Origin of the sequence: Denitrobaculum tricleocarpae (assembly GCF_007004665.1) — a bacterium.
GTDB classification, from domain to species: Bacteria; Pseudomonadota; Alphaproteobacteria; order Kiloniellales; family Kiloniellaceae; genus Denitrobaculum; species Denitrobaculum tricleocarpae.
Window position 1 is genome coordinate 236,864 of sequence record NZ_ML660058.1, and the last position, 19,793, is coordinate 256,656.

18 protein-coding genes and 1 tRNA gene are annotated in these 19,793 nt (G+C 61.2%); 13 read left to right on the forward strand and 6 right to left on the reverse strand.

Features of this window, described 5'->3' with window-relative positions; all coding sequences use genetic code 11:
- Positions 1-197 precede the first annotated feature (197 nt).
- A tRNA-Ile gene (locus FKG95_RS20170) sits at positions 198-289 on the reverse strand.
- 308 nt (positions 290-597) lie between these two features.
- Positions 598-1,611 (reverse strand): hypothetical protein, encoded by a 1,014-nt coding sequence (locus FKG95_RS20175; RefSeq protein ID WP_142898211.1) that lies wholly within the window; start codon positions 1,609-1,611, stop codon positions 598-600.
- A gap of 653 nt (positions 1,612-2,264) precedes the next feature.
- Between FKG95_RS20175 and cobU the strand changes: the two genes are divergently transcribed.
- The 5 genes from cobU to FKG95_RS20200 all read left to right on the forward strand — a co-directional run bounded on the left by cobU (position 2,265) and on the right by FKG95_RS20200 (position 9,187).
- Positions 2,265-2,831 (forward strand): bifunctional adenosylcobinamide kinase/adenosylcobinamide-phosphate guanylyltransferase, encoded by a 567-nt coding sequence (cobU, locus tag FKG95_RS20180; protein WP_142898212.1) that lies wholly within the window; start codon positions 2,265-2,267, stop codon positions 2,829-2,831.
- A gap of 42 nt (positions 2,832-2,873) precedes the next feature.
- Entirely contained in the window at positions 2,874-3,983 is a 1,110-nt protein-coding gene (gene cobW / locus FKG95_RS20185; RefSeq protein WP_218940281.1) for a cobalamin biosynthesis protein CobW, read from the forward strand.
- A gap of 156 nt (positions 3,984-4,139) precedes the next feature.
- Positions 4,140-7,982, forward strand: coding sequence for a cobaltochelatase subunit CobN (gene cobN / locus FKG95_RS20190; protein ID WP_142898213.1), 3,843 nt, complete (start codon positions 4,140-4,142; stop codon positions 7,980-7,982).
- The gene (gene cobO / locus FKG95_RS20195; protein WP_425456768.1) at positions 7,979-8,662 is read left to right on the forward strand and encodes a cob(I)yrinic acid a,c-diamide adenosyltransferase; all 684 of its coding nucleotides are present in this window, start codon (positions 7,979-7,981) and stop codon (positions 8,660-8,662) included. Before cobN ends, cobO begins: the two co-directional genes overlap by 4 nt.
- Before the next feature lie 111 nt (positions 8,663-8,773).
- Positions 8,774-9,187, forward strand: coding sequence for a GNAT family N-acetyltransferase (locus tag FKG95_RS20200; protein WP_142898214.1), 414 nt, complete (start codon positions 8,774-8,776; stop codon positions 9,185-9,187).
- A 177-nt stretch (positions 9,188-9,364) separates the two neighbouring features.
- Here the strand turns inward: FKG95_RS20200 and FKG95_RS20205 are convergent, their stop codons facing one another.
- The 3 genes from FKG95_RS20205 to FKG95_RS20215 form a co-directional block, all read right to left on the reverse strand.
- Entirely contained in the window at positions 9,365-9,664 is a 300-nt protein-coding gene (locus tag FKG95_RS20205) for a TehB family protein (RefSeq protein WP_142898215.1), read from the reverse strand.
- Positions 9,665-9,667: 3 nt separating this feature from the next.
- Positions 9,668-10,339, reverse strand: coding sequence for an alternative oxidase (locus tag FKG95_RS20210; protein WP_142898216.1), 672 nt, complete (start codon positions 10,337-10,339; stop codon positions 9,668-9,670).
- Positions 10,340-10,512: 173 nt separating this feature from the next.
- Positions 10,513-11,124, reverse strand: coding sequence for a glutathione S-transferase family protein (locus FKG95_RS20215; protein ID WP_142898217.1), 612 nt, complete (start codon positions 11,122-11,124; stop codon positions 10,513-10,515).
- A gap of 165 nt (positions 11,125-11,289) precedes the next feature.
- Here FKG95_RS20215 and FKG95_RS20220 point away from each other — a divergent pair, with 165 nt between their 5' ends.
- Together FKG95_RS20220 and FKG95_RS30485 are read left to right on the forward strand one after the other, a co-directional pair.
- Positions 11,290-12,024 carry a helix-turn-helix transcriptional regulator gene (locus FKG95_RS20220; RefSeq protein ID WP_142898218.1) on the forward strand — a complete coding sequence of 245 codons (735 nt, stop codon included), beginning with the start codon at positions 11,290-11,292 and terminating at the stop codon, positions 12,022-12,024.
- Between the two features lie 378 nt (positions 12,025-12,402).
- On the forward strand, positions 12,403-12,723 hold the full coding sequence (locus FKG95_RS30485; RefSeq protein ID WP_142898336.1) for a GNAT family N-acetyltransferase: 321 nt from the start codon (positions 12,403-12,405) through the stop codon (positions 12,721-12,723).
- A gap of 61 nt (positions 12,724-12,784) precedes the next feature.
- Here the strand turns inward: FKG95_RS30485 and FKG95_RS20230 are convergent, their stop codons facing one another.
- A complete protein-coding gene (locus FKG95_RS20230) occupies positions 12,785-13,666 on the reverse strand; it encodes a GntR family transcriptional regulator (RefSeq protein WP_142898219.1) in 882 nt (293 codons plus the stop codon).
- Positions 13,667-14,055: 389 nt separating this feature from the next.
- On the opposite strand from FKG95_RS20230, the gene FKG95_RS20235 reads away from it, so the two are divergent.
- The 6 genes from FKG95_RS20235 (at position 14,056) to FKG95_RS20260 (ending at position 19,777) form a co-directional block, all read left to right on the forward strand.
- Complete coding sequence (locus FKG95_RS20235; protein WP_342779261.1) at positions 14,056-15,039, forward strand: ABC transporter ATP-binding protein; 984 nt, start codon at positions 14,056-14,058, stop codon at positions 15,037-15,039.
- Positions 15,040-15,142: 103 nt separating this feature from the next.
- Positions 15,143-16,435, forward strand: a complete 1,293-nt coding sequence (locus FKG95_RS20240; protein ID WP_142898221.1) for an ABC transporter substrate-binding protein — start codon at positions 15,143-15,145, stop codon at positions 16,433-16,435.
- Positions 16,436-16,448: 13 nt separating this feature from the next.
- The gene (locus FKG95_RS20245; protein ID WP_246116835.1) at positions 16,449-17,378 is read left to right on the forward strand and encodes an ABC transporter permease; all 930 of its coding nucleotides are present in this window, start codon (positions 16,449-16,451) and stop codon (positions 17,376-17,378) included.
- Positions 17,378-18,217, forward strand: a complete 840-nt coding sequence (locus FKG95_RS20250; RefSeq protein ID WP_142898222.1) for an ABC transporter permease — start codon at positions 17,378-17,380, stop codon at positions 18,215-18,217. Before FKG95_RS20245 ends, FKG95_RS20250 begins: the two co-directional genes overlap by 1 nt.
- A complete protein-coding gene (locus FKG95_RS20255) occupies positions 18,217-18,891 on the forward strand; it encodes an aspartate/glutamate racemase family protein (RefSeq protein ID WP_142898223.1) in 675 nt (224 codons plus the stop codon). Before FKG95_RS20250 ends, FKG95_RS20255 begins: the two co-directional genes overlap by 1 nt.
- A 13-nt stretch (positions 18,892-18,904) precedes the next feature.
- Positions 18,905-19,777 (forward strand): GNAT family N-acetyltransferase, encoded by an 873-nt coding sequence (locus FKG95_RS20260; protein WP_142898224.1) that lies wholly within the window; start codon positions 18,905-18,907, stop codon positions 19,775-19,777.
- Positions 19,778-19,793: the final 16 nt, after the last annotated feature.

The following is a 19,793-nucleotide window of genomic DNA, read 5'->3' on the forward strand; positions in this document are numbered from 1 at the left end:
TTTCAAAGGTCCTCGATTTGCCCGCTTGCAGTTATCTAACTTGTGAACAAGAGCTGGTTTCCAAGAATGTGACGTGCGGCGTCAGATTCAAGTTTATGCGTTGCACGTAAATCCCGGACGGCACGCGCGTGAAAGTCGATCGCAATCTCTGAGGCGCGAACCGCGATCCATCCATCAGGACCGGACATTTGAAAATCTGGTAGGGGAGGTGGGACTCGAACCCACGACCTGCCGCTTATCGGGCGCTACGGAGTATAAACCCGCTGCTCTACCGCTGAGCTACTCCCCCCCCCTCGAATGCCAATCGGGAGGCTTCCGGAGCCGGAAGCCTGGGGCATATTCGAAAGGGGCTATGGGCAAGTCGTTGCATGCTTTGGATATACGGAATGCGACGCCTGATTGCAAGCGCGGGTCGTCCGTCAGGCACGGAACATGCGGCAAAACTGACAGGCCGCGCAAATACAACAGGCCCGGCGGTGAGGGGGGGCACCGCCGGGCCTGTCAGCGCCGGATGTCTTTCACTGGGTGGCGCTTTTAATTCTAACCTGCGAAGCGACCTTTAGTTCCGGAAGTCGGGGCTAGTTTTAGGTGTCTGGACTAATTCCGGAAATCATGCCCATGATTTTTCGGTGCGCTGGGTTTGTGCCTGCTGCTGCCGTAATCGAACTTCTGGGTCGCGGGCCGGGGGCGGGTGATGCCCTTGGGCACGTCCTTCAGGCGCGTGTTCTTGTTGCGGAAGTTGTGCCCGTGGTTCCTGGGGGCCGTGTCCTTGAAGCTGCTGGCGCCGTAGTCGGTGTTTGCCGTCTCGGGTGTTTTTGCGGCGGCCGCGTTCTCGGCGATCAGATGGTGCCGCTTCAGGATGTGGCTGCTGTTTTCAGCGGGCTGCGCCGTCGTATGCCGGAAGCGGCTGGCGCCGGCATAGAACTTGCTGGTGCTGAGCTTCCGCGCGCCGATCCCGCTATAGCCCGAGTGTCTGGTGCTCTTTTGTTTGTAGAGCTGGTGTTTGTAGATGTTGTTCTGGTGGCCATAACGCCCGTGGCCATAACGCCCGTGGCCATAACGCCCGTGGCCATAACGCCCGTGGCCAGTGCGCTTGTGGCTGTAGCGTCCATGATCATACCTCCCGTGACCCGTATATCTGTGACCCGAGTACTTGCGGTCCGAATAGAGTTGACCGGACGAGCGGTGTCCGTAGCGGTGGTACCGGTGCTTGCCATGCCCGAACTTGCGGTGCCCAAAGCTGCGGTGGCCGAACTTCCGCTGTCCGAACTTCCGCTGCCCGAACTTTCTCGTATGGCCGAACTTTCTCGTATGGCCGAACTTTCTGTGGCCGAAGTGCCGCTTGTGCCCGAATTTCTTATGTCCGAATTTCTTGTGGCCAAAGCCGCGTTTCTTGAAGCCGTGATGGCCGTGGCCCTTCTTGAAATTCCCGGTCTTCAGGAAGTCTGCCTTCAGGAAATCTGCCTCCTGCGCTGTGGCGTTGCCGCCTGACGTCAGGGCTCTCAGATCCGGCTGCGGTACGGCGGCGCGCGCGGCCGAGGTCAGCATGAAGGTGATCACGGCGAGGATCGTGATGATCTGCAGTCCGGTCAGCGCGGTTCGTTTCAACATGCGTCACTCTCCAATCTATCTCGTCCGCTATCAGGGGGCGGTCGGAGTTGCAGCTCAGGTTGAGGACTCATAAATTACGGTGGTCTTGATCGCTTTCTGTCCTGTTTTCGGCAGGAGAGAGTGCGAAAGCGGGCGGGTCGCCCGGTGAGCGCTCCTGACGCACTGAAAACAGGATAGAAAGTGACCCGTCCGGGCGTCAATCTTACAGCTTTTGATCATTGTTGTGTCGTCAGTCACGATGCTTCAGCATCGCTCCGTTCCTAACGCCTTGCCAAAAACCGTAAGCTCAACGTCTAGACCGTCGTAATTTATGAGTCCTCAACCTCATGAATAATGACTTGGGTTCGGAAGCCCGGAAGTGCCAGACACGCAGTGATCACGTTTTAGCGGGTGTCGCGTTCAATCGAATAAATCTGGCAATCGGCTATATCTGATCGGGGGTCGATCCGAGGCAGCGTTTGCGGAGCATAACGCGTTTGGACCGACCAGAGATCGCAGTTAAACGCGACATGCGCGAGCGGGAGGTCTGAGAGCAGCGGATTAAAGCCCCTGATTCGCATGTGTTTTTGCCGTTGCGACGATTGTTCTTGCCTGAAGCCTGTGGGCTAAGGAAACTCGCGCCACTTCACGTCTCAAAGCACCGCAGGAATCCAGTGTCCACCAGCCCTTTAACCCCGCTTCCGGCGCTCTCTCTGATCCTGGGCGGTGCCCGTTCAGGCAAGAGCCGCCATGCGGAGCAGCTTGTCGAATCAGCAGGCGGCGATTGCCTCTATATCGCCACGGCGGTGGGGCAGGCGGAGCGCGACGCGGAGATGGCCGCGCGCATCGCAGATCATAAAGCCCGCCGGGGCGAACGCTGGCAGACCATCGAGGAACCGCTGGATCTCGCCGGGGTGCTGATCCGCGAGGCGCGGGCGGAGCGCCCAATCCTCGTGGACTGCCTGACCCTCTGGCTCTCCAACCTCATGGCCGGGGAGCGGGACATCGAGGCCGAGATCGACACCCTGGTTTCGGCTCTCTATGAAGCGGGCACAGGGCCAAAGCTCGCGGGCCCGGTCGTCTTTGTTTCAAATGAAGTCGGTCATGGGATTGTGCCCATGCACCCTTTGGCGCGAGACTTTCGTGATCATGCCGGGCGCCTGCATCAGGCCGTCGCGGCGGTTGCGGATTCGGTGGTTTTCATGGTCGCGGGGATACCCATGACCGTGAAGGCGCCTTAAGAGAAATAAACCAATAAAACAATGCACTGGTGAGAAGAGTTCATGTCGCAAGCCAACAAAATATCCTCAGGTAAGATACCGGCAACGGTCATCACCGGCTTTCTGGGTGCCGGCAAGACCAGCACCATCCGCCACCTGCTGGAAACCGCCAATGGCAAGCGCATCGCCCTGGTGATCAACGAGTTCGGCGACCTGGGCGTGGACGGCGAAATCGTCAAGGGCTGCGGCATCGAGAACTGCGAGGAAGACGCGGTTCTGGAGCTGCCCAACGGCTGCATCTGCTGCACCGTGGCCGACGACTTCATCCCCACCATCGAGACTCTGCTGAATCGCGCCGAGCCGCCCGATCACATTGTGATCGAGACCTCCGGCCTCGCGCTGCCCAAGCCCCTGGTCAAGGCCTTTAACTGGCCGGAGATCCGCACCAGGGTGACGGTCGACGGCGTGATCACCGTGATCGACGGCCCGGCGGTCGCCGAAGGTCTCTTTGCCAGCGATCCTGCGGCGGTCGACGCCCAGCGCAAGGCGGACGAGTCCCTGGACCACGAAAGCCCGCTGGAAGAGCTCTTCGAGGAGCAGATCAACTGCGCCGACATGGTGGTGGTCAACAAGACCGACCTGCTCGCCGAGGCCGAGCTGGAGCGGGTGTTGCGCGACGTGAAGGGCGAGCTGCGGCCCGAGGTCAAGATTGTCCGCAGTTCCTACGGCAAGGTCGATGCCAAGGTCCTGCTGGGCCTGGAGGCCGCCGCCGAAGACGATCTGGACTCCCGCCCCAGCCATCACGACGACGGCCATGAGCATGACCACGACGACTTCATGTCCTTCGCCGTCGACCTGGGCGAGGTGGAGAACCCGAAAGCCCTGGTCGCGCGCCTGCTGCCGGTGATCGCCGAGCATGGCATCCTGCGTATCAAAGGCTTCGCCAAGGTCGCGGGCAAGGATATGCGCCTGGTCCTGCAAGGGGTCGGTGGCCGCCTGCAGCACTACTACGACCGCGACTGGCAGCCGGAGGAAACCCAATCCACCCGGCTGGTGGTGATCGGTGAGGCGGATATGGACAGTGCTGCGATCCGGGCCGCGCTGGAGTCTGGCCCGGCGTCCGATCGTTCGGCTTCGGAAGAAGCCGGACGTGAATCGGCCGCCGCCTTTTAAAGGGGTGGGGAGTCCGGCCCGGCGTTCCACGGCATCCCGCAGGAGGCCGCCGCCGCGATTGCGGGCTAACGGGGGCATCTTGGTTTTTTGCCTGGTTTTCAAGGACCAGGTTGATAGAGCCGTGCTCATCAAGCGGCGTTAAGGGCGAGATCTGACATGCATCTTTTGCAGGCGCAGGCGGGCGGCATTTCCGATGGATCGGAAGCCGTCGATCTCGGCCAGACCCCGGGCGACATTATCGTGCTCTCGGCGGCGGACACCGAGCTGGCCAGCCTCTCGCTGGCCTGCGGGCATCTCCGCGCAGGGGCTGACCCTGGGGCGGCCGATGGGACGGGCAACGCTGACCTGCCGAGCCTGCGCCTCGCCAACCTCATGCAGCTCGGCCACAACCTCTCGGTCGATCTCTACGCCGAGGAGATGATCGCCAACGCGAAGCTGGTGATCGTGCGGCTGTTGGGCGGGGTGGGCTATTGGCCTTACGGGGTCGAGCAGCTGCGCGCGACCTGCGCGGAACAGGGCATCCCCCTGGTGCTGCTGCCGGGCGACGATCAGCCGGACGCGGAGCTGGCCGACCACTCGACCCTGGGCGCGGAGGCCTGTCACCGGCTCTGGCAGTACTGCATTCACGGCGGGCCGGAGAACGCCCGCAACTTCCTGCTCTATGCGGCGACGCTCCTGAGGGGGGAGGGCCGTTCGCTTCCGGCCTGGAACGAGCCGCGCCCTTTGCTGCGCGCCGGGATCTACTGGCCGGGATACGATCAGCCATCTCTTGACGACATTAAGAGCGAATGGACAAAGGGTGCGCCGGTCGCCGCCATCGTCTTTTACCGGGCGCTGGTTCAGGCCGCGAACCTGGCGCCGGTCGACGCCCTCATCGCAAGCCTCAAGGCACAGGGCGTCAATCCGCTCCCGGTCTACTGTGCCAGCCTCAAGGAAGCGGTTTCCGCCGAGACCCTGCGCCAGCTGCTCGAAGATGCGGGCAGCGGGATCGTGCTGAACGCGACCGGCTTCGCCATCTCCAGTCCCGGGGCCGAACGGAAGGAAACACCCTTCGACGGCCTGGACTGTCCGGTCCTGCAGGTGGTCTTCTCCGGCGGCAACGAGGCCGCCTGGCGCGAGTCCGCCAACGGCCTCTCGGCCCGTGACATCGCCATGAACGTGGCCCTGCCGGAGGTCGACGGGCGCATTCTTTCCCGCGCCGTCTCCTTCAAGTCCGAGGCGCGCTTCGATCCGGCGACCCAGTCCTCGATCGTCACCTACGCGCCGGTCCCTGACCGCATCGATTTCGTCGCGGCGCTGGCGGCGAAGTGGCTGGCGCTGAAACGCGCGCCGCTTTCCGAACGCAAGGTCGCGCTGATCCTCGCCAACTATCCGAACCGCGATGGGCGCATGGGCAACGGCGTCGGCCTCGATACGCCCGCGGGCTCCGTCGTGTTGCTCCGGGCATTGGAGGCGGCGGGATATGACGTCGAAGATATCCCACATGACGGCAATGCCCTGGTCGAACGTCTGGCCGAGGGGCCGACCAATGCCGCCGTCGACGGACGTGTCATTCGTGTGCGTCTCGACTGTGACATTTACATGGCTTTTTACAAAGATCTGCCCCTCGAGGTGCAGGCCGCCGTCACCGCGCGCTGGGGCGCGCCGGAGACCGATCCCTTCTTCGTTTCAGATGAAACCAGTTCAGGTAAGTCCGGTTCGGGCAGTTTCGCGCTTTCTTTCTTCCGCTGCGGCAAGATCACCGTCGGCCTTCAGCCTGCGCGGGGCTACAACATCGATCCCACCGCGACCTACCACGATCCTGACCTGGTGCCGCCGCACGGCTATCTGGCCTTCTATGCCTGGCTGCGGAAAGTCGAGCAGGTTCATGCGGTTATCCACATGGGTAAACACGGCAACTTAGAATGGCTGCCCGGCAAGTCCCTGGCGCTTTCCGAGAGCTGTTTCCCCGAGGCGGTCCTCGGTCCCCTACCGCATCTCTATCCCTTCATCGTCAACGATCCGGGCGAGGGCACCCAGGCCAAGCGCCGCGCTCAGGCGGTGATCGTCGATCACCTGACCCCGCCGCTGACCCGCGCGGAATCCTACGGTCCGCTGGCGGATCTGGAGCTGCTGGTCGACGAGTACTACGAAGCCGCCGGTGTCGACCCGCGCCGCCTGAAGGTTTTGCGCGAGCAGATCCTGGAGCTCAGCGCCTCCATCGGCCTCGACAAGGATTGCGGAATCGTCGCTGCGGACGATGCGGATGCGGCTTTAAGCAAGCTGGATAACTACCTCTGCGAATTGAAGGAACTGCAGATTCGGGACGGCCTGCACATCTTCGGGGAAGCGCCGGAAGGGCCACAGCTCACCGACCTGCTGGTCGCGCTGACCCGCCTGCCGCGCGGCGAGGGCAAGGCGGGCGATGCCTCGCTGATCCGGGCGCTCGCGTCGGATCTGGGCTTCGAGAATTTCGATCCGCTCGATTGCGAAATGGGCGCCGACTGGGCCGGATCCCGGCCCGAGATCCTGACCGGCGACGGCAAGTGGCGGAGCCAGGGCGACACGCTCGAGCGCCTGGAGCTTCTGGCCCAGCGTTTGGTCTCCGGCGCGCAAACGCCGTCAGCCGAATGGACGCGGACCCTGCAGGTGCTGGAGAGCATCCAGAGCTCTGTGCGGCCTTCCGTCAGCGAGTCAGGTGGGGCTGAAATTGGCGGTGTTCTCAAAGGCTTGAACGGATCTTTTGTGCCGCCGGGTCCGTCCGGCGCGCCGACCCGTGGCCGCCTCGACGCCCTGCCGACGGGCCGCAACTTCTACTCTCTCGACAGCCGCACGGTCCCGACACCGGCGGCCTGGCATCTGGGCTGGAAATCCGCCTGCCTGCTGATCGAACGGCACCGGCAGGAGCAGGGCGCCTGGCCGCGTCGCATCGCCCTCTCGGCCTGGGGCACCGCCAATATGCGCACCGGCGGCGACGACATCGCCCAGGGCCTTGCGCTGCTGGGCGTGCGCCCGACCTGGGAGGTGACCTCCCGCCGGGTCACCGGCTTCGAGATTTTGCCGCTCTCCGTCTTGGACCGCCCGCGCGTGGACGTGACCTTACGGGTCTCCGGGTTTTTCCGCGATGCCTTCCCGGCACAGATCGACCTGTTTGATTCTGCTGTGCGCGCTGTTGCGGCTTTGGATGAACCGGCGGAGAAGAACCCGCTTGCTGCTTCCTTCCGCCAGGAACGCGATGAACTGTTGTCCAAAGGTGCAGTCGTGGAAGACGCGGAGAAGCGCGCGGGCTTCCGGGTTTTCGGTTCCAAACCAGGCGCTTACGGCGCGGGCTTACAGGCTTTGATTGACGAGCGCGGCTGGGAGGACGAGGGTGACCTGGCCCGGGCCTATCTGGCCTGGGGCGGCTATGCCTACGGCGCGGGCAGCGGCGGGACGGCAGCGCACGGGCTCTTCGAAACCCGCCTGCGCGCGGTCGACACGGTCGTACATAACCAGGACAACCGCGAGCACGACCTGCTGGACAGCGACGACTACTACCAGTTCGAGGGCGGGTTGACGGCGGCGGTGCGGCACCTCTCCGGTCAGCAGCCGCAGGTCTACCACAACGACCACTCACGCCCCGAGAGTCCGAAGATCCGCACCCTGGAGGAAGAGGTCGCCCGGGTCGTGCGTGCCCGTGTGGTCAATCCCAAATGGATCGCCGGGGTGATGCGCCACGGCTACAAGGGGGCCTTCGAGATGGCGGCGACGGTGGACTATCTCTTTGCCTTCGCGGCGACGGCGCGGGTGGTGGCCGACCACCACTTCGATGCGGTATACGATGCCTACCTGGGCGACGCCGAGGTGCTGGAATTTCTGGAGCAGAACAACCCGGCGGCGGCGCGCGAGATGGCCGAGCGCCTGCTCGAAGCGCAGGAGCGGGGGCTCTGGCGGGCGAAGTCCAATTCGGCGCAGGCCAGACTGCGGGAGCTGGCCGGACAGGAAGACGAACAACGACAAGAACATGAGGTGACGGGATGAGCGCAAAAGACCAGGCCGGCGAAAAGGCAAAGGGCGAGATGACCGAAGCGGAGCTGAACGAGCGCGCCAACGAAAAGGCCCGCAAGCGCAAAGCCGCCCGCGACCGCATGCTCGCCACCAAGACCGAAGAAAAGGGCCTGCTGATCGTTCACACCGGCAAGGGCAAGGGCAAGTCGACGGCGGCCTTCGGTCTGATCGCCCGGGCCATCGGCAACGGCATGCGCACCGGCGTTGTGCAGTACGTGAAGGGCAAGTGGGAGACCGGCGAGCGCGTCGTGCTGGAACGCTTCCCCGACCTCGCCGAGATCCGCACCATGGGCGAGGGCTTCACCTGGGACACCCAGGACCGCGCCCGCGACATCGCCGCCGCCAAGCGCGCCTGGGAAGTCTCGAAGGAAATGATCGAAGCCTGCCGGGTCGACAGGTCCAAGGGCGAAAAACCAAAGTATGACATGGTCTTATTGGACGAACTTAATATCGTCCTGCGCTACGATTACCTGCCGCTTGAGGAAGTGGTGGAGTTCCTCGACAACCGCCCCGAAGACCTTCATGTCATCGTCACGGGCCGCAACGCCAAACCCGAACTGATCGAAGCCGCCGACCTGGTCACCGAGATGACCCAGATCAAGCACCCCTTCCGTGAGCAGGGCGTCAAGGCCCAGAAGGGTGTCGAGTTCTAGGGTAGCGGTACTGATCTTACAGCGGTTCAATGTCGTCCTTGCGGACGAAGCTGACATGGAACAGTGCGCCTGTTATCGTTTGATAGATGGTGTGGTCTTGCGGAGGCTGCTTTGGAGATCAGAACGGCGTCCTCGCACGACGAGATCGTCGGCGCGATCGCGTTAGACGAGGTTCAAATCGACTCGAAGGATAGGGCTGGCTACATCATGTCGGTGGCCGAATCTGGCGGACTGAGCGTGGCTGTCTCCGAGATGGGGGTTCTCGCATTTTGTTGCCTGGATCATCGGTACTTCCTTGGAAAGCCGTTCATTTCACTGCTAATCGTTTCTCCTGGCGCAAGGAGACAAGGCCTTGGGACGGCCTTGCTCTCGCTCCATGTAAGCGCGCTGTCCGAGGTCTGGACCTCCACCAACCGTTCAAATCTTGAGATGCGTGCATTGCTCCAAAAGGCGGACTTTCGCTATTGTGGCGAACTTGACGGCCTTGACCAAGGCGATCCCGAGCAGTTCTTCAAGTACGGCTGACGTCAGCTTCGGGCTCGGTGCGGACGTTGCTCGGGTTGCCCATGAACGGCACTCGGCTTAACCTCCCGCTACCACATTTGCCGCGAATTGCTCTCGAGCAAGCTACGGGCCCGACCGGAACCACCGCGATGGCACTGATAGGCCATGCGAATTGGGTCATGAGCGCCGTTGTCCGAGTCACGTTGTAGTCTTTCCTTCGAGTGGCGCGCTGTAGAATTCGACATGGAAAGCGACAGAGCCTTCAGGCGTGACGCGATGCGGCACCTCGGGTTCGACGACTCCCGGGACCCCAGGCCTTAGGGGGATCTCTTCGCCTCTTGACGGGATGGAGTAGCGCAATCTGCCCGCGGTTACCTGGATGAGGCCCCACACGCCCGCCTTGGTTTGATGATCCTTTAACAGGCCGAGAGGGATCGTCGTTTCGGTAAAGTCCGCCGTACGTTTGTGGGAAACCAGCCCTTCGGGGAGCTCTTTCATGGATCAACCTCCCGCACCATCGCTGGCGATTTTGCCGGCGGGCTGCTGCCGGCGCTTCAGATCGTCCGCGAAGCTGTGGTTACGGTCGCGGTGCCCGGCCTCGTCCTCCCGCACGGCCAAGACCACATCGCGCAGTGTGGCATTGGCGGAGAGATTCCAATAGTCGATCGCGATGGGCGGGGCAGGGACATCGGCCTGGATGCCGCTGTCGATCTGCGCAAGGAAATGCGTGTAGCTCGCGACGGCTTCCTCTTCGAAATAGCCGACCACGCGATGCGCCGTCTTGGGCGCGAAGAGATAAAGCCAGAAGTAGACGTTATAGAATACCGCCTGGGTCAACAGGATCACCCAGCGCTCGGCGAGGGTCGGCTTGGCAATCTGGACGAAGGTCATGAGATGCATGCGCTCGTTGTCCGCTTCCTCCAGCAGCTCCCGGATCCAGCCCTGGTCATCGCGGATATGCCGCAGCGCCTTGAGGTGCTGCAATAGCCCGCCCACCATACCGGGCACCGCTGCCACCGTCTCCAGCACCACCGCGCGATGCCCGTAACGCTGGGCAAAGAAGCGGTCCGCGACGAAGCGCAAAGCCTTGACGAAGCCATAGGCGACCCGGTCGCTGAGGTCTTCCGGCACCCAGTGCAGAGCGCTTGCATCCTTGTTCGGTTCCGCGGTCATCGTCTCTCTCCCGATTAAAGAAGTATATTAAATGCATTTTATATGGGGACGATTTTCAAAAAGCAATATTGAAAATGCATGTTTTAAAGACTTCAGTGCTCACGAATCGGTCAGAGGGGCAATCCAGGTTAAACAGCCTTAGATGCTATGCGCGTCCTCTTATGCGCTTCCTCTTATCCGGGACTGCCAATCATCTTGAGGAAGGCTTCATGAGTCTCCCGGTAAGCCGGACGTCCCCGGATACGCTCCACATAGGCGGCTACCTTGGGTGACGCTTCGAACAAATTGAAGGTCATTGAGAAGTCCAGCAAGCCGCCGTAGACGACATCGGCGGCAGTGAACTGCGTGCCCAGCGCCCAGCCGGCATCGGGTGTCATTGCTTCAACAGTCGCCAAGACACGCGGCATGTCTCCCCATCCGGCGGAGCTGGGCCGGGGGTGTTCGAGTCCGGAAGCCGCAAGCGAGAATGCCGGCTCGATCGTGTTGCCCGCAATGAAGAGATAGCGATAGTAACTGCCGCGATCGCTAGACCCTGCTTCAGGTGCAAGTCCCTTTTCCGGAAATCTGTCGGCCAGGTAGGCGCAGATGGCTGCGACCTCTGTGACCACCGTTTCGCCGTCCACAAGTGCCGGCAGCTTACCCATCGGGTTGATCTTCCGATATTCCGGGGAATTGTTCTCGCCGCTTGAAAAATCGATGACAATTTGTTCGTGGGGAACATCCAGTTCTTTGAGCATCCAGTCGGTGGTGACCCCTCTGCTCATTGGGTTGAAATAGTGCTTCACGATCGGAGCTCCTCTGTGCGGTATGGTGTTGATGGTTTCTGGCGTGGCGCGCGTGCGAGGCCGCGGTCGCCCCCCCCGCCGGGTCATTTCCAACTCATAGCGGAATAATCCTTTCGCTTCATAAGAAATCCAACTAAATATGCCGTTTTATGGCATGTTAGATTGATGGCAAAAATCAGCTTTGAACAACGTGTTGAACGGCGCAATCGTCTGATTGGTCTGCTGCGGTCTGAGGAGCACTGGAAGACCTCGGAATTGCGGGAACATCTGGGCATTAGCCAGCGCACCTTAATGCGTGAACTTGCGGAACTCAGGACAGCCGGTTATCCGATCGAGTCAGACAGAGGGCGGGGCGGTGGCATTCGTCTGAATGGCAGGTGGGGCATTGACCGCCTGCATTTAAATCATCAGGAGGTGATTGAGCTGATACTCGCCCTGGCGATCATGGAAAGCCTGCAATCGCCGATATTGACCGGCAATCTGAAAGCGATCCGGCAGAAACTCTTTCAAGCCTTTCCTCAAGAGCAGCGTCGGACAGTCAGCAACATTCGTAAGCGCATACTGATAGGTGACAATGCCTCGGCAAATGTAGTTTCTCTTTACGCGACACCGGTGCCGCGAATCTCGAAGGAGATCGCGGAATCTTTCTTGCGGCAGCATTGTCTGGAAATCGAATATCAATCCGAGGCTGGCGATCAAACTCTTCGCGTGATCGAACCGCAGTATATTCTTCTGAACTGGCCGGTCTGGTACATCATCGCCTGGGATCACCTTCGGATGTCATCAAGAGTGTTCCGTATTGATCGAATCAAGAAGACGCGCGCCGTTGGTGGCGCGTTCCGACTTCGCCCTCAACATCTGTTCAAAGATATATTTGCACCCTATTTCCAAGCGATTTAGTCGATGTTCTCTTATGGGGCTTTTTTTACAAGTCAGGAGCGCCTGGGAAATTTGATGCCTTGGGAAAGTGGATATAAGAGAGGTTCATCTGGTTCGGCCATGACTTAAGACGCCACAGCCGACATTCGCGCGCGTTGAAGCCTCCAACAGCTTGGGCTCAGTGCGGCCATTGCTGACGCTCGCGCTGGAACAACTTATCTTGGCTCGCCGAATATCCGAGGTTGGAATTGTTCAAGAACAATAGGTTTCGAAATGGCAGCGACAATCCGCTGGGCCGCAGACAGTGATCGTGATGAATGGGACGCCCTGTTTAACGCTTACTGTGAATTTGGCGGCGCTGAACAGACATCGGAAATGAGAGACCGCGTATGAGGTTGGATACATGACCCGTACGCTCAAACTCAATGCTTTGTTGTTGAGGGAGATCGGGGAGAACTCGCTGGTTTTGTTCACTTTCGGTCCTACGAACGTCCTATGCCCGCGACCAAGGGCGCTTATATTGACGATATGTTTGTCGCGCCTACTGCTCGGGGAAATGGGATCGTTGATCTAATGATTGAGAGCGTTGGTGCTTATGCCAAAGAACAAGGTTGGGATGTCGTGCGTTGGATGACTTCTGAGACCAACTATAGGGCGCGGTCGGTTTATGATCGCCATGCGACCAAAAGCAACTGGATCACATACCAGTTGAAGGGTTAGGACTTGTAGCCTTGGGCTCAAAGCCGACGCTGTCAAATTTGCGGGGTTAAGCGAGCCGCACCTAACTCCCCGCCAAGGCCTCCGCCAACGATGTTTTCTTCCTGACCGGCGGTTTCAGGTTTAATCCCGAATGCAGGTCGATCAGGTGGCTGCGCATGAGGTCGTGGGCGGCGTCGCCGTCTTTGTTCGCGAAGGCGTCCAGCAGGGCGTGGTGCGCGTGGCTTTCGCAGGCGGTGTCGGGGCGGACCCAGTAGAGGGCGATGATCAGGGAGGATTTGGTGATCAGGGACTGGATCATGGCCGCGTAGACGCTGTGTTCGGCGATCTCGGCGATGTCGATGTGAAAGAGGCCGGAGAGGGCGAGGGCCCGGCCCATGTCGTTATCAGCGAGGGCCTGGTGTTCAGCCTCGATGTGTGCCTCCAGGCGGGTGAGGTCCGTGTCGGTGATCCTGGCCGCCGCGCGCCGGGCGACCTCCGGTTCGATGAGCGCGCGGGCCTCGAAGACTTCGTGGGCGTCACCGACCGTCGGTTTGGCGACCGAGGCGCCCCGGTTGCGCCTGATCTCCAGGAGACCACTGTGCGCCAGGGCCTGCAGGGCGGAGCGGACCACCGTGCGGCCGGCGCCGTAAATCTCTCCGACCTCGTCTTCCGAGAGCCGGGTGCCGGGTTGCAGGCGGTGCTCGATGATGGCGTTCTGCAAGCGCAGGCAGATATCCAGCGCCGGTCCCGGCGGCAATGAAAAAGCGCCGTTGAAGCCCTCGGCAGGGGAGGGCACAGGGGCAGGACGGCGAGAGGAGCCTGCCGCCGGATCGGAGGACTGACCCGACTTTTCGCCAGACGCCCGGCCGCCAGACGCCCGGCCGCCAGATCCCAGGCCGCCAGACGCCCGGCGAGAGGACTTCTCTCTCGATTTCTTGGCGGGCTTTGCGTTGGTTGACGGCATCTCGGATCTACTCGGTATAGGCTCGGCCATTGTCTCGTCAACTTGATCGCAACTCGCCATGACCGGCGCAACCGAAAAACACGTGATGCTCCAGCTCACCGATCGGCTGCCGGGCCATCAGGGCCAGCTCCGGCGGGGCGAGGTGCTCACGGACCTTGGCGATCAGTCCACTTGGACATAGCCCCGGCGGGTTGCAGCGGCAAGCAAAAATCGTATACAATTTATGCTTCAATCGTGTGCAAGGTGGCGAAAATTTAGTCACCAAAGCCTGTTCTACTCCGGGGAACAACAGGATTCGTGAGGTAAAACAACGGGTAAAAGCCGCCTAAAGATCTGGCATAGCCGTTGCAACACCGAGAGCAGAAGGAAGTCTCGCAGGGGGAATTACAGTGTCCGCGCTCGAACTGGTATCCGTTACGAAGGCCTACGGCGAGACCGTTGCCGTCAACGCGATCACGCACAATTTCGCGTCCGGCAGCTATTCCTGTCTTCTGGGCCCGTCGGGCTGCGGCAAGTCCTCGACCCTTCGCATGATCGCTGGGCATGAGGTCGTAACGGAAGGCGATATCCTGCTCGGCAGCGCCAACATCACCGACCTGCCGCCGGCCAAGCGCGGCACCGCCATGATGTTTCAGAACTACGCGCTCTTCCCCCACCTCAGCGTGGTCGACAATGTGGCCTTCAGTCAGAAAATGCAGGGGGTTGAAAGGAAAACACGCCGGGCGCGGGCGATGGAGCTGCTGGAGCTGGTCCACATGGAGGCTTACAGCGAACGCGTGCCCGATCAGCTCTCCGGTGGCCAGCAGCAGCGTGTGGCACTGGCCCGGGCCCTGGTCACCGAGCCGCAGATCCTGTTGCTGGACGAACCGCTTTCGGCTCTCGATCCTTTTCTGCGCACCCGCATGCGCGCGGAGCTGAAGAAGCTGCAGCGCGAACTCGGCATCTCTTTCATCCACGTCACCCACAGCCAGGACGAGGCCCTGGCGCTCGCTGACGACATCATCGTGATGAACAACGCGGTGATCGAGCAGTCCGGCGCGCCCCAGCAGGTCTTTAACGCGCCGACCTCCGAGTTCGTGGCCCGCTTCATCGGCGGTCACAACGTGATGAAGACCGACGCCGGCCTGATGGCCGTTCGGACCGACCGTGTGGAGATGGCGCGCAGCGGTGAGAGCACGGGCGCGGCGCTCTCCGCGACGGTACGGGACGTCGAATTCCTGGGCAGCGTCGTCAACATTTCGCTCGACGGCGGCGCGACCGGCGATCTGATAGCCACTCTGCCGGACAGCCGTTTTTTCGACCAGCCCGTTGAAATCGGGGAGAGCGTTTTTCTGAGCTGGAAAGCCGAAGACGCCCATCACCTCGCGGCATAAAGGTCACAGAGGAATTGACGCAGAGAAATCAACAGAGAGAAATCGGCAGAGACCGGAGGAATTAAAAAACTGAAACAGCCAGCCATCAAAAGGAGATATGGCGATGACCACAGGGACAGGTAAAACAAAGATCAGCCGCCGTTCAGTACTCAAGGGCGCGGCGGCGACCGCCGGGCTCGCGGTCGGCGCAGGCGCCGTAACCGGTTTTCCGACCGTCTGGGCGCAGAACATCAAGAACGTTACGCTGCGACAGTTCGGCACCGGCGTGTCGAATCTCAACGAGGTGGCGGCGAAGGTGAAGGAAGACCTGGGCTTCACCCTGGAGATGACGGCGCTGGATTCAGACAGCGTCACCCAGCGTGCGGCCACGCAGCCCAAGTCTTTCGACATCGCGGACATCGAATACTGGATCTGCAAGAAGGTCTGGGGTGCGGGCAATCTGCAGGCCATGGACACCAGCAAGATCAAGAATTACGACAAGATCGTCGGCACCTTCCGTTCCGGCAAACTGACCCCGGATTCGGTCATTGCACAGGGCACGGCGCCCCATACGGTGGGCTTCGTCGAGGGGCCGGGCGGCAAGAAATTCGTCGACAACGAGTCGGGCTGGATGACCCTGATCCCGACGATTTACAACGCCGACACCCTGGGCATCCGCCCGGACCTGATCGGCCGCCCGATCGAAAGCTGGACCGAGCTTCTGAACCCGGAGTTCAAGGGCAAGGCCTCGATCCTCGATATCTCCTCCATCGGCATCATGGACGCCGCCATGGTCTGCGAAGCCATGGGCGAGGTGCAATACGGCGACAAGGGCAATATGACCAAGGAAGAGATCGACAAGACCATGGCGATCTTCACCGAGGCCAAGAAGAACGGCCAGTTCCGGGCCTTCTGGAAGTCCTTCGACGAGAGCGTGAACCTGATGTCTTCCGGCGAAGTGGTGATCCAGTCCATGTGGTCGCCGGCGATCACCGCCGTGCGCTCCAAGGGCATTCCCTGCGTTTACCAGCCGCTGAAAGAGGGTTATCGCTCCTGGGGCGGCGGCTTGGGCCTCTCGGCGAACCTCTCGGGGATCGAGCTGGATGCGGCTTATGAGTACATCAACTGGTATCTCTCCGGCTGGCTCGGCGGCTTCCTGATGCGTCAGGGCTACTATTCGGCGGTGCCGGAGACTTCGAAGAACTTCATGACCGAAGACGAGTGGGGTTACTGGTTCGAAGGCAAGACGGCGCAGAAGGACATCGTGAACCCGCAGGGCAAGGTCATGGAGAAGGCCGGCGCTGTGCGCGACGGCGGTTCCTTCTACGACCGCATGGGCGCGGTGGCCTGCTGGAACGCGGTCATGGATGAAAACAAGTACATGGTCCGCAAGTGGAACGAGTTCATCGCAGCCTGAGTAAAACGATTCCATGAGCTCATCTTCAACCCAGACACCCGGTGCCGTCATGGCGCCGGGTGCGGCTTTGACGGAGACCGCCAGGTCAAAGGCGCCGTCACCGGACAAAGCGAGCTGGTTTCTGGTCAGCCCGCTGGTTCTGGTGCTGGGCGTCTTTCTGGTGCTGCCCATCCTGACCATCGTCACGGTCAGCTTCTGGGACTATAACGAGTATAACTTTTTCCCGGCCTTCATCCTCGAGAATTACAGTTACCTTCTGACCTCTCAGGTCACGCTGGCGACCTATCTCAAGACCTTCAAGTTCATGGCGCTGACCTGGGTTTTCTGCGCGGTGATCGGCTTCACGGTGGCCTATTTCCTGGCCTTCCACGTGCGCTCGCTGCCCATGCAGGTGGTGCTGTTTCTGATCTGCACCGTGCCCTTCTGGACCTCCAACATCATCCGCATGATTTCCTGGATTCCTTTTTTGGGCCGCAACGGGCTTGCCAACTCCGCGCTGATCAGCGCCGGGGTGATCGACGAGCCGCTGGAGTGGCTGCTGTTTTCGGACTTCGCGGTGGTGCTGGCCTTCGTGCACCTCTACTGTCTTTTCATGGTGGTGCCGATCTTCAACACCATGATGCGGATCGACCGCTCGCTGATCGAGGCCGCCCGCGACGCCGGCGCCAGCGGGTTTCAGATCCTGACCAACGTTATTATCCCCCTGACCAAGCCGGGCATCATGATCGGATCGATCTTCGTGGTGACCCTGGTGATGGGAGATTTCATCACCGTGCGCTTCATGTCGGGCGGACAGAGTGCGTCGGTCGGCCGGGTCATCTCAAACGAAATTGCCCTGCTGCAATACCCGGCGGCGGCGGCCAGCGCGGTCGTCCTGCTGATCACGGTGCTGATCATGATCGGTATCATGATGCGCTTCGTTGACATTAGAAAGGAACTCTAGTGGAACCGCGTTCCCGTTCCTTCTACGTTCTGGCAGTGGTCTTCGGGCTCTTCGTGCTGTTTCTCTACGGCCCAATCCTGACCATCGGCGTGCTTTCCTTCCAGGGGCCGGGAGGCGGCCTGACTTTCCCCATGAACGGGGTTTCCCTGCATTGGTTCTTTGATCTCTTCGAGCAGCAGGCGGTGGGAGATATCTGGGGGTCCTTCCGGCGCTCCTTCAGCCTCGGGCTGATGGTGATGGTGGTCACGGTCGTGGTTTCAGTCATGGGTGGACTGGCGTTCCGGCATAAATTCAGGGGATCGACGATGCTCTTCTATCTGATCGTCGCGAGCCTGATCATTCCCTCCATCCTGATCTCCCTGGGCGTCGGGCTGATCTTCAATATTCTGGATTTCGATGTGCACTGGTCGACCTCCGGTTTTGGCGCGCAGCTGACCTGGACGCTGCCTTTCGGCCTGCTGATCATGTTCGCGGTCTTCAACCGCTTCGATAAGTCTTACGAAGAGGCGGCGCGGGACCTGGGGGCGAGTTCCTGGCAGACCATCCGCCATGTGGTGCTGCCGATCATTGCGCCCAGCCTGATCGGTGTCGCGCTCTTCGGCTTCACGCTCTCTTATGACGAATTTGCGCGCACGCTGCTGACGGCGGGGTCGCACAATACCCTGCCGCTAGAGATCGTCGGCATGACCACCAACGTAACCTCGCCGGTGCTTTATGCCCTCGGGACCCTGACCACGGTCTTTTCCTTTCTGATGATCGGCAGCTTTCTGCTGCTGGTGATTTTCCTGAAGCGCAGGCGGGCAGGGGCGGGCAGCGACGCGGGCAAGGGCATGGTGTGATGCAGATCCTGATCATCAATCCCAACAGCACCGCCACCATGACCCGCTCGATCGCCGAGGCCGCCCGGGCGGTCGCGTCCAGCGGTGTGAAGATTACAGCGGTCAATCCGGCACAGGGGCCCGCCTCGATCCAAGGGCCGGAGGACGGCGAGGCCGCACTACCGGGTCTGTTCGAAACCTTTGCCAGCGAAACCCGCAGCGGCGATTACGATGCCGTCATTATCGCCTGTTTCGATGACACAGGGCTGGCGGAGCTCAAAGCCCGCAGTCCACTGCCGGTGCTGGGCATCGGCGAAGCGGCGTTTCATGCCGCCATGATGCTGGGCGCGCGGTTTTCCGTTGTGACAACCTTGGCCGTGTCGGTTCCGGTGATCGAGGAAAACATCGCGGCTTACGGTTTCGCCCGCCGCTGCGCCAAGGTACGGGCGTCGGGTGTTCCCGTGCTGCAGCTGGACGGCCCGGATGGGCAGGCCGAGGGGACGATCCGGGCCGAGGCCCGGCGCGCGCTTGCGCAGGACGGCTGCGACGTTATTGTGCTGGGCTGTGCCGGTATGGCCGACCTCGCGGCCAGCCTGTCCGGGGATCTGAAGCTTCCCGTCGTGGACGGTGTGGCGGCCGCCGTTGGTTTCTGCGAAAACCTTGTCCGGATGCAACGGGTCAAGGCGATCGCCTGACAAGGACAAAGCGATGACGGAACTGATCATCAAGCCGGCCTCTGTAGCGGAGTTCGCGGCAGCGGTTGATTGGGCCGCCGCGGAGGGTTGGAACCCCGGGCTCGACGATCTGGAGGTCTTCAATGCCACTGATCCGCAGGGCTTCCTGATGGGATGGCTTGACGGAAAAGCGGTCTCCTCGATTTCCGTTGTGCGCTATGGGCCGGATTTCGGCTTTCTGGGCTTTTACATCGTGCACCCCGATCACCGGGGGACGGGGGCCGGGCTGGCCACCTGGAACGCGGGGATGGCGTTTCTGGCAGATCGCGTCGTCGGACTGGATGGCGTTGTCGACCAGCAGGAAAACTACCGGCGCAGCGGCTTTGAATTCGAAGGCCGCAACGTTCGTCTTACCGGTGTGCCTGCGCTGTCGGGTATTGAAGAGGCGAGCAGTGACGTCCGCGACGTTTCGCCCGCTGATGAAACAGCGCTCTTGGCTTACGACCGTCCTTTTTTCCCGGACGCACGGGATATCTTCACCCGAAGCTGGGTGCGCCCGGGAAGCAGCGCCAGCCGGACATCGAAGCTGGCGCTGCGTGATGGCGAGATCATCGGTTACGGTGTCGCCCGTGCCTGCCGGTCCGGATACAAGATCGGCCCGCTCTTTGCCGAGGATGATCAGACCGCCCGAAACCTCTTTATTGCGCTCTGCAAGGATCTTCCTCTGGAAGGCTCGGCGGGCGGTGAGGTCTCGCTGGATGTGCCCGAAAGCAACAGGGCGGCCGTTGCGTTGGCAGAGGATTTCGGCCTCCGGCAGGTCTTCGAAACCGCGCGGATGTACCGGGGAACTATTCCAGCGCTGCCCTGGCAGAAAACCTTCGGACTCACCAGCTTTGAGCTCGGTTGAGAAACTTGGTTGAGAA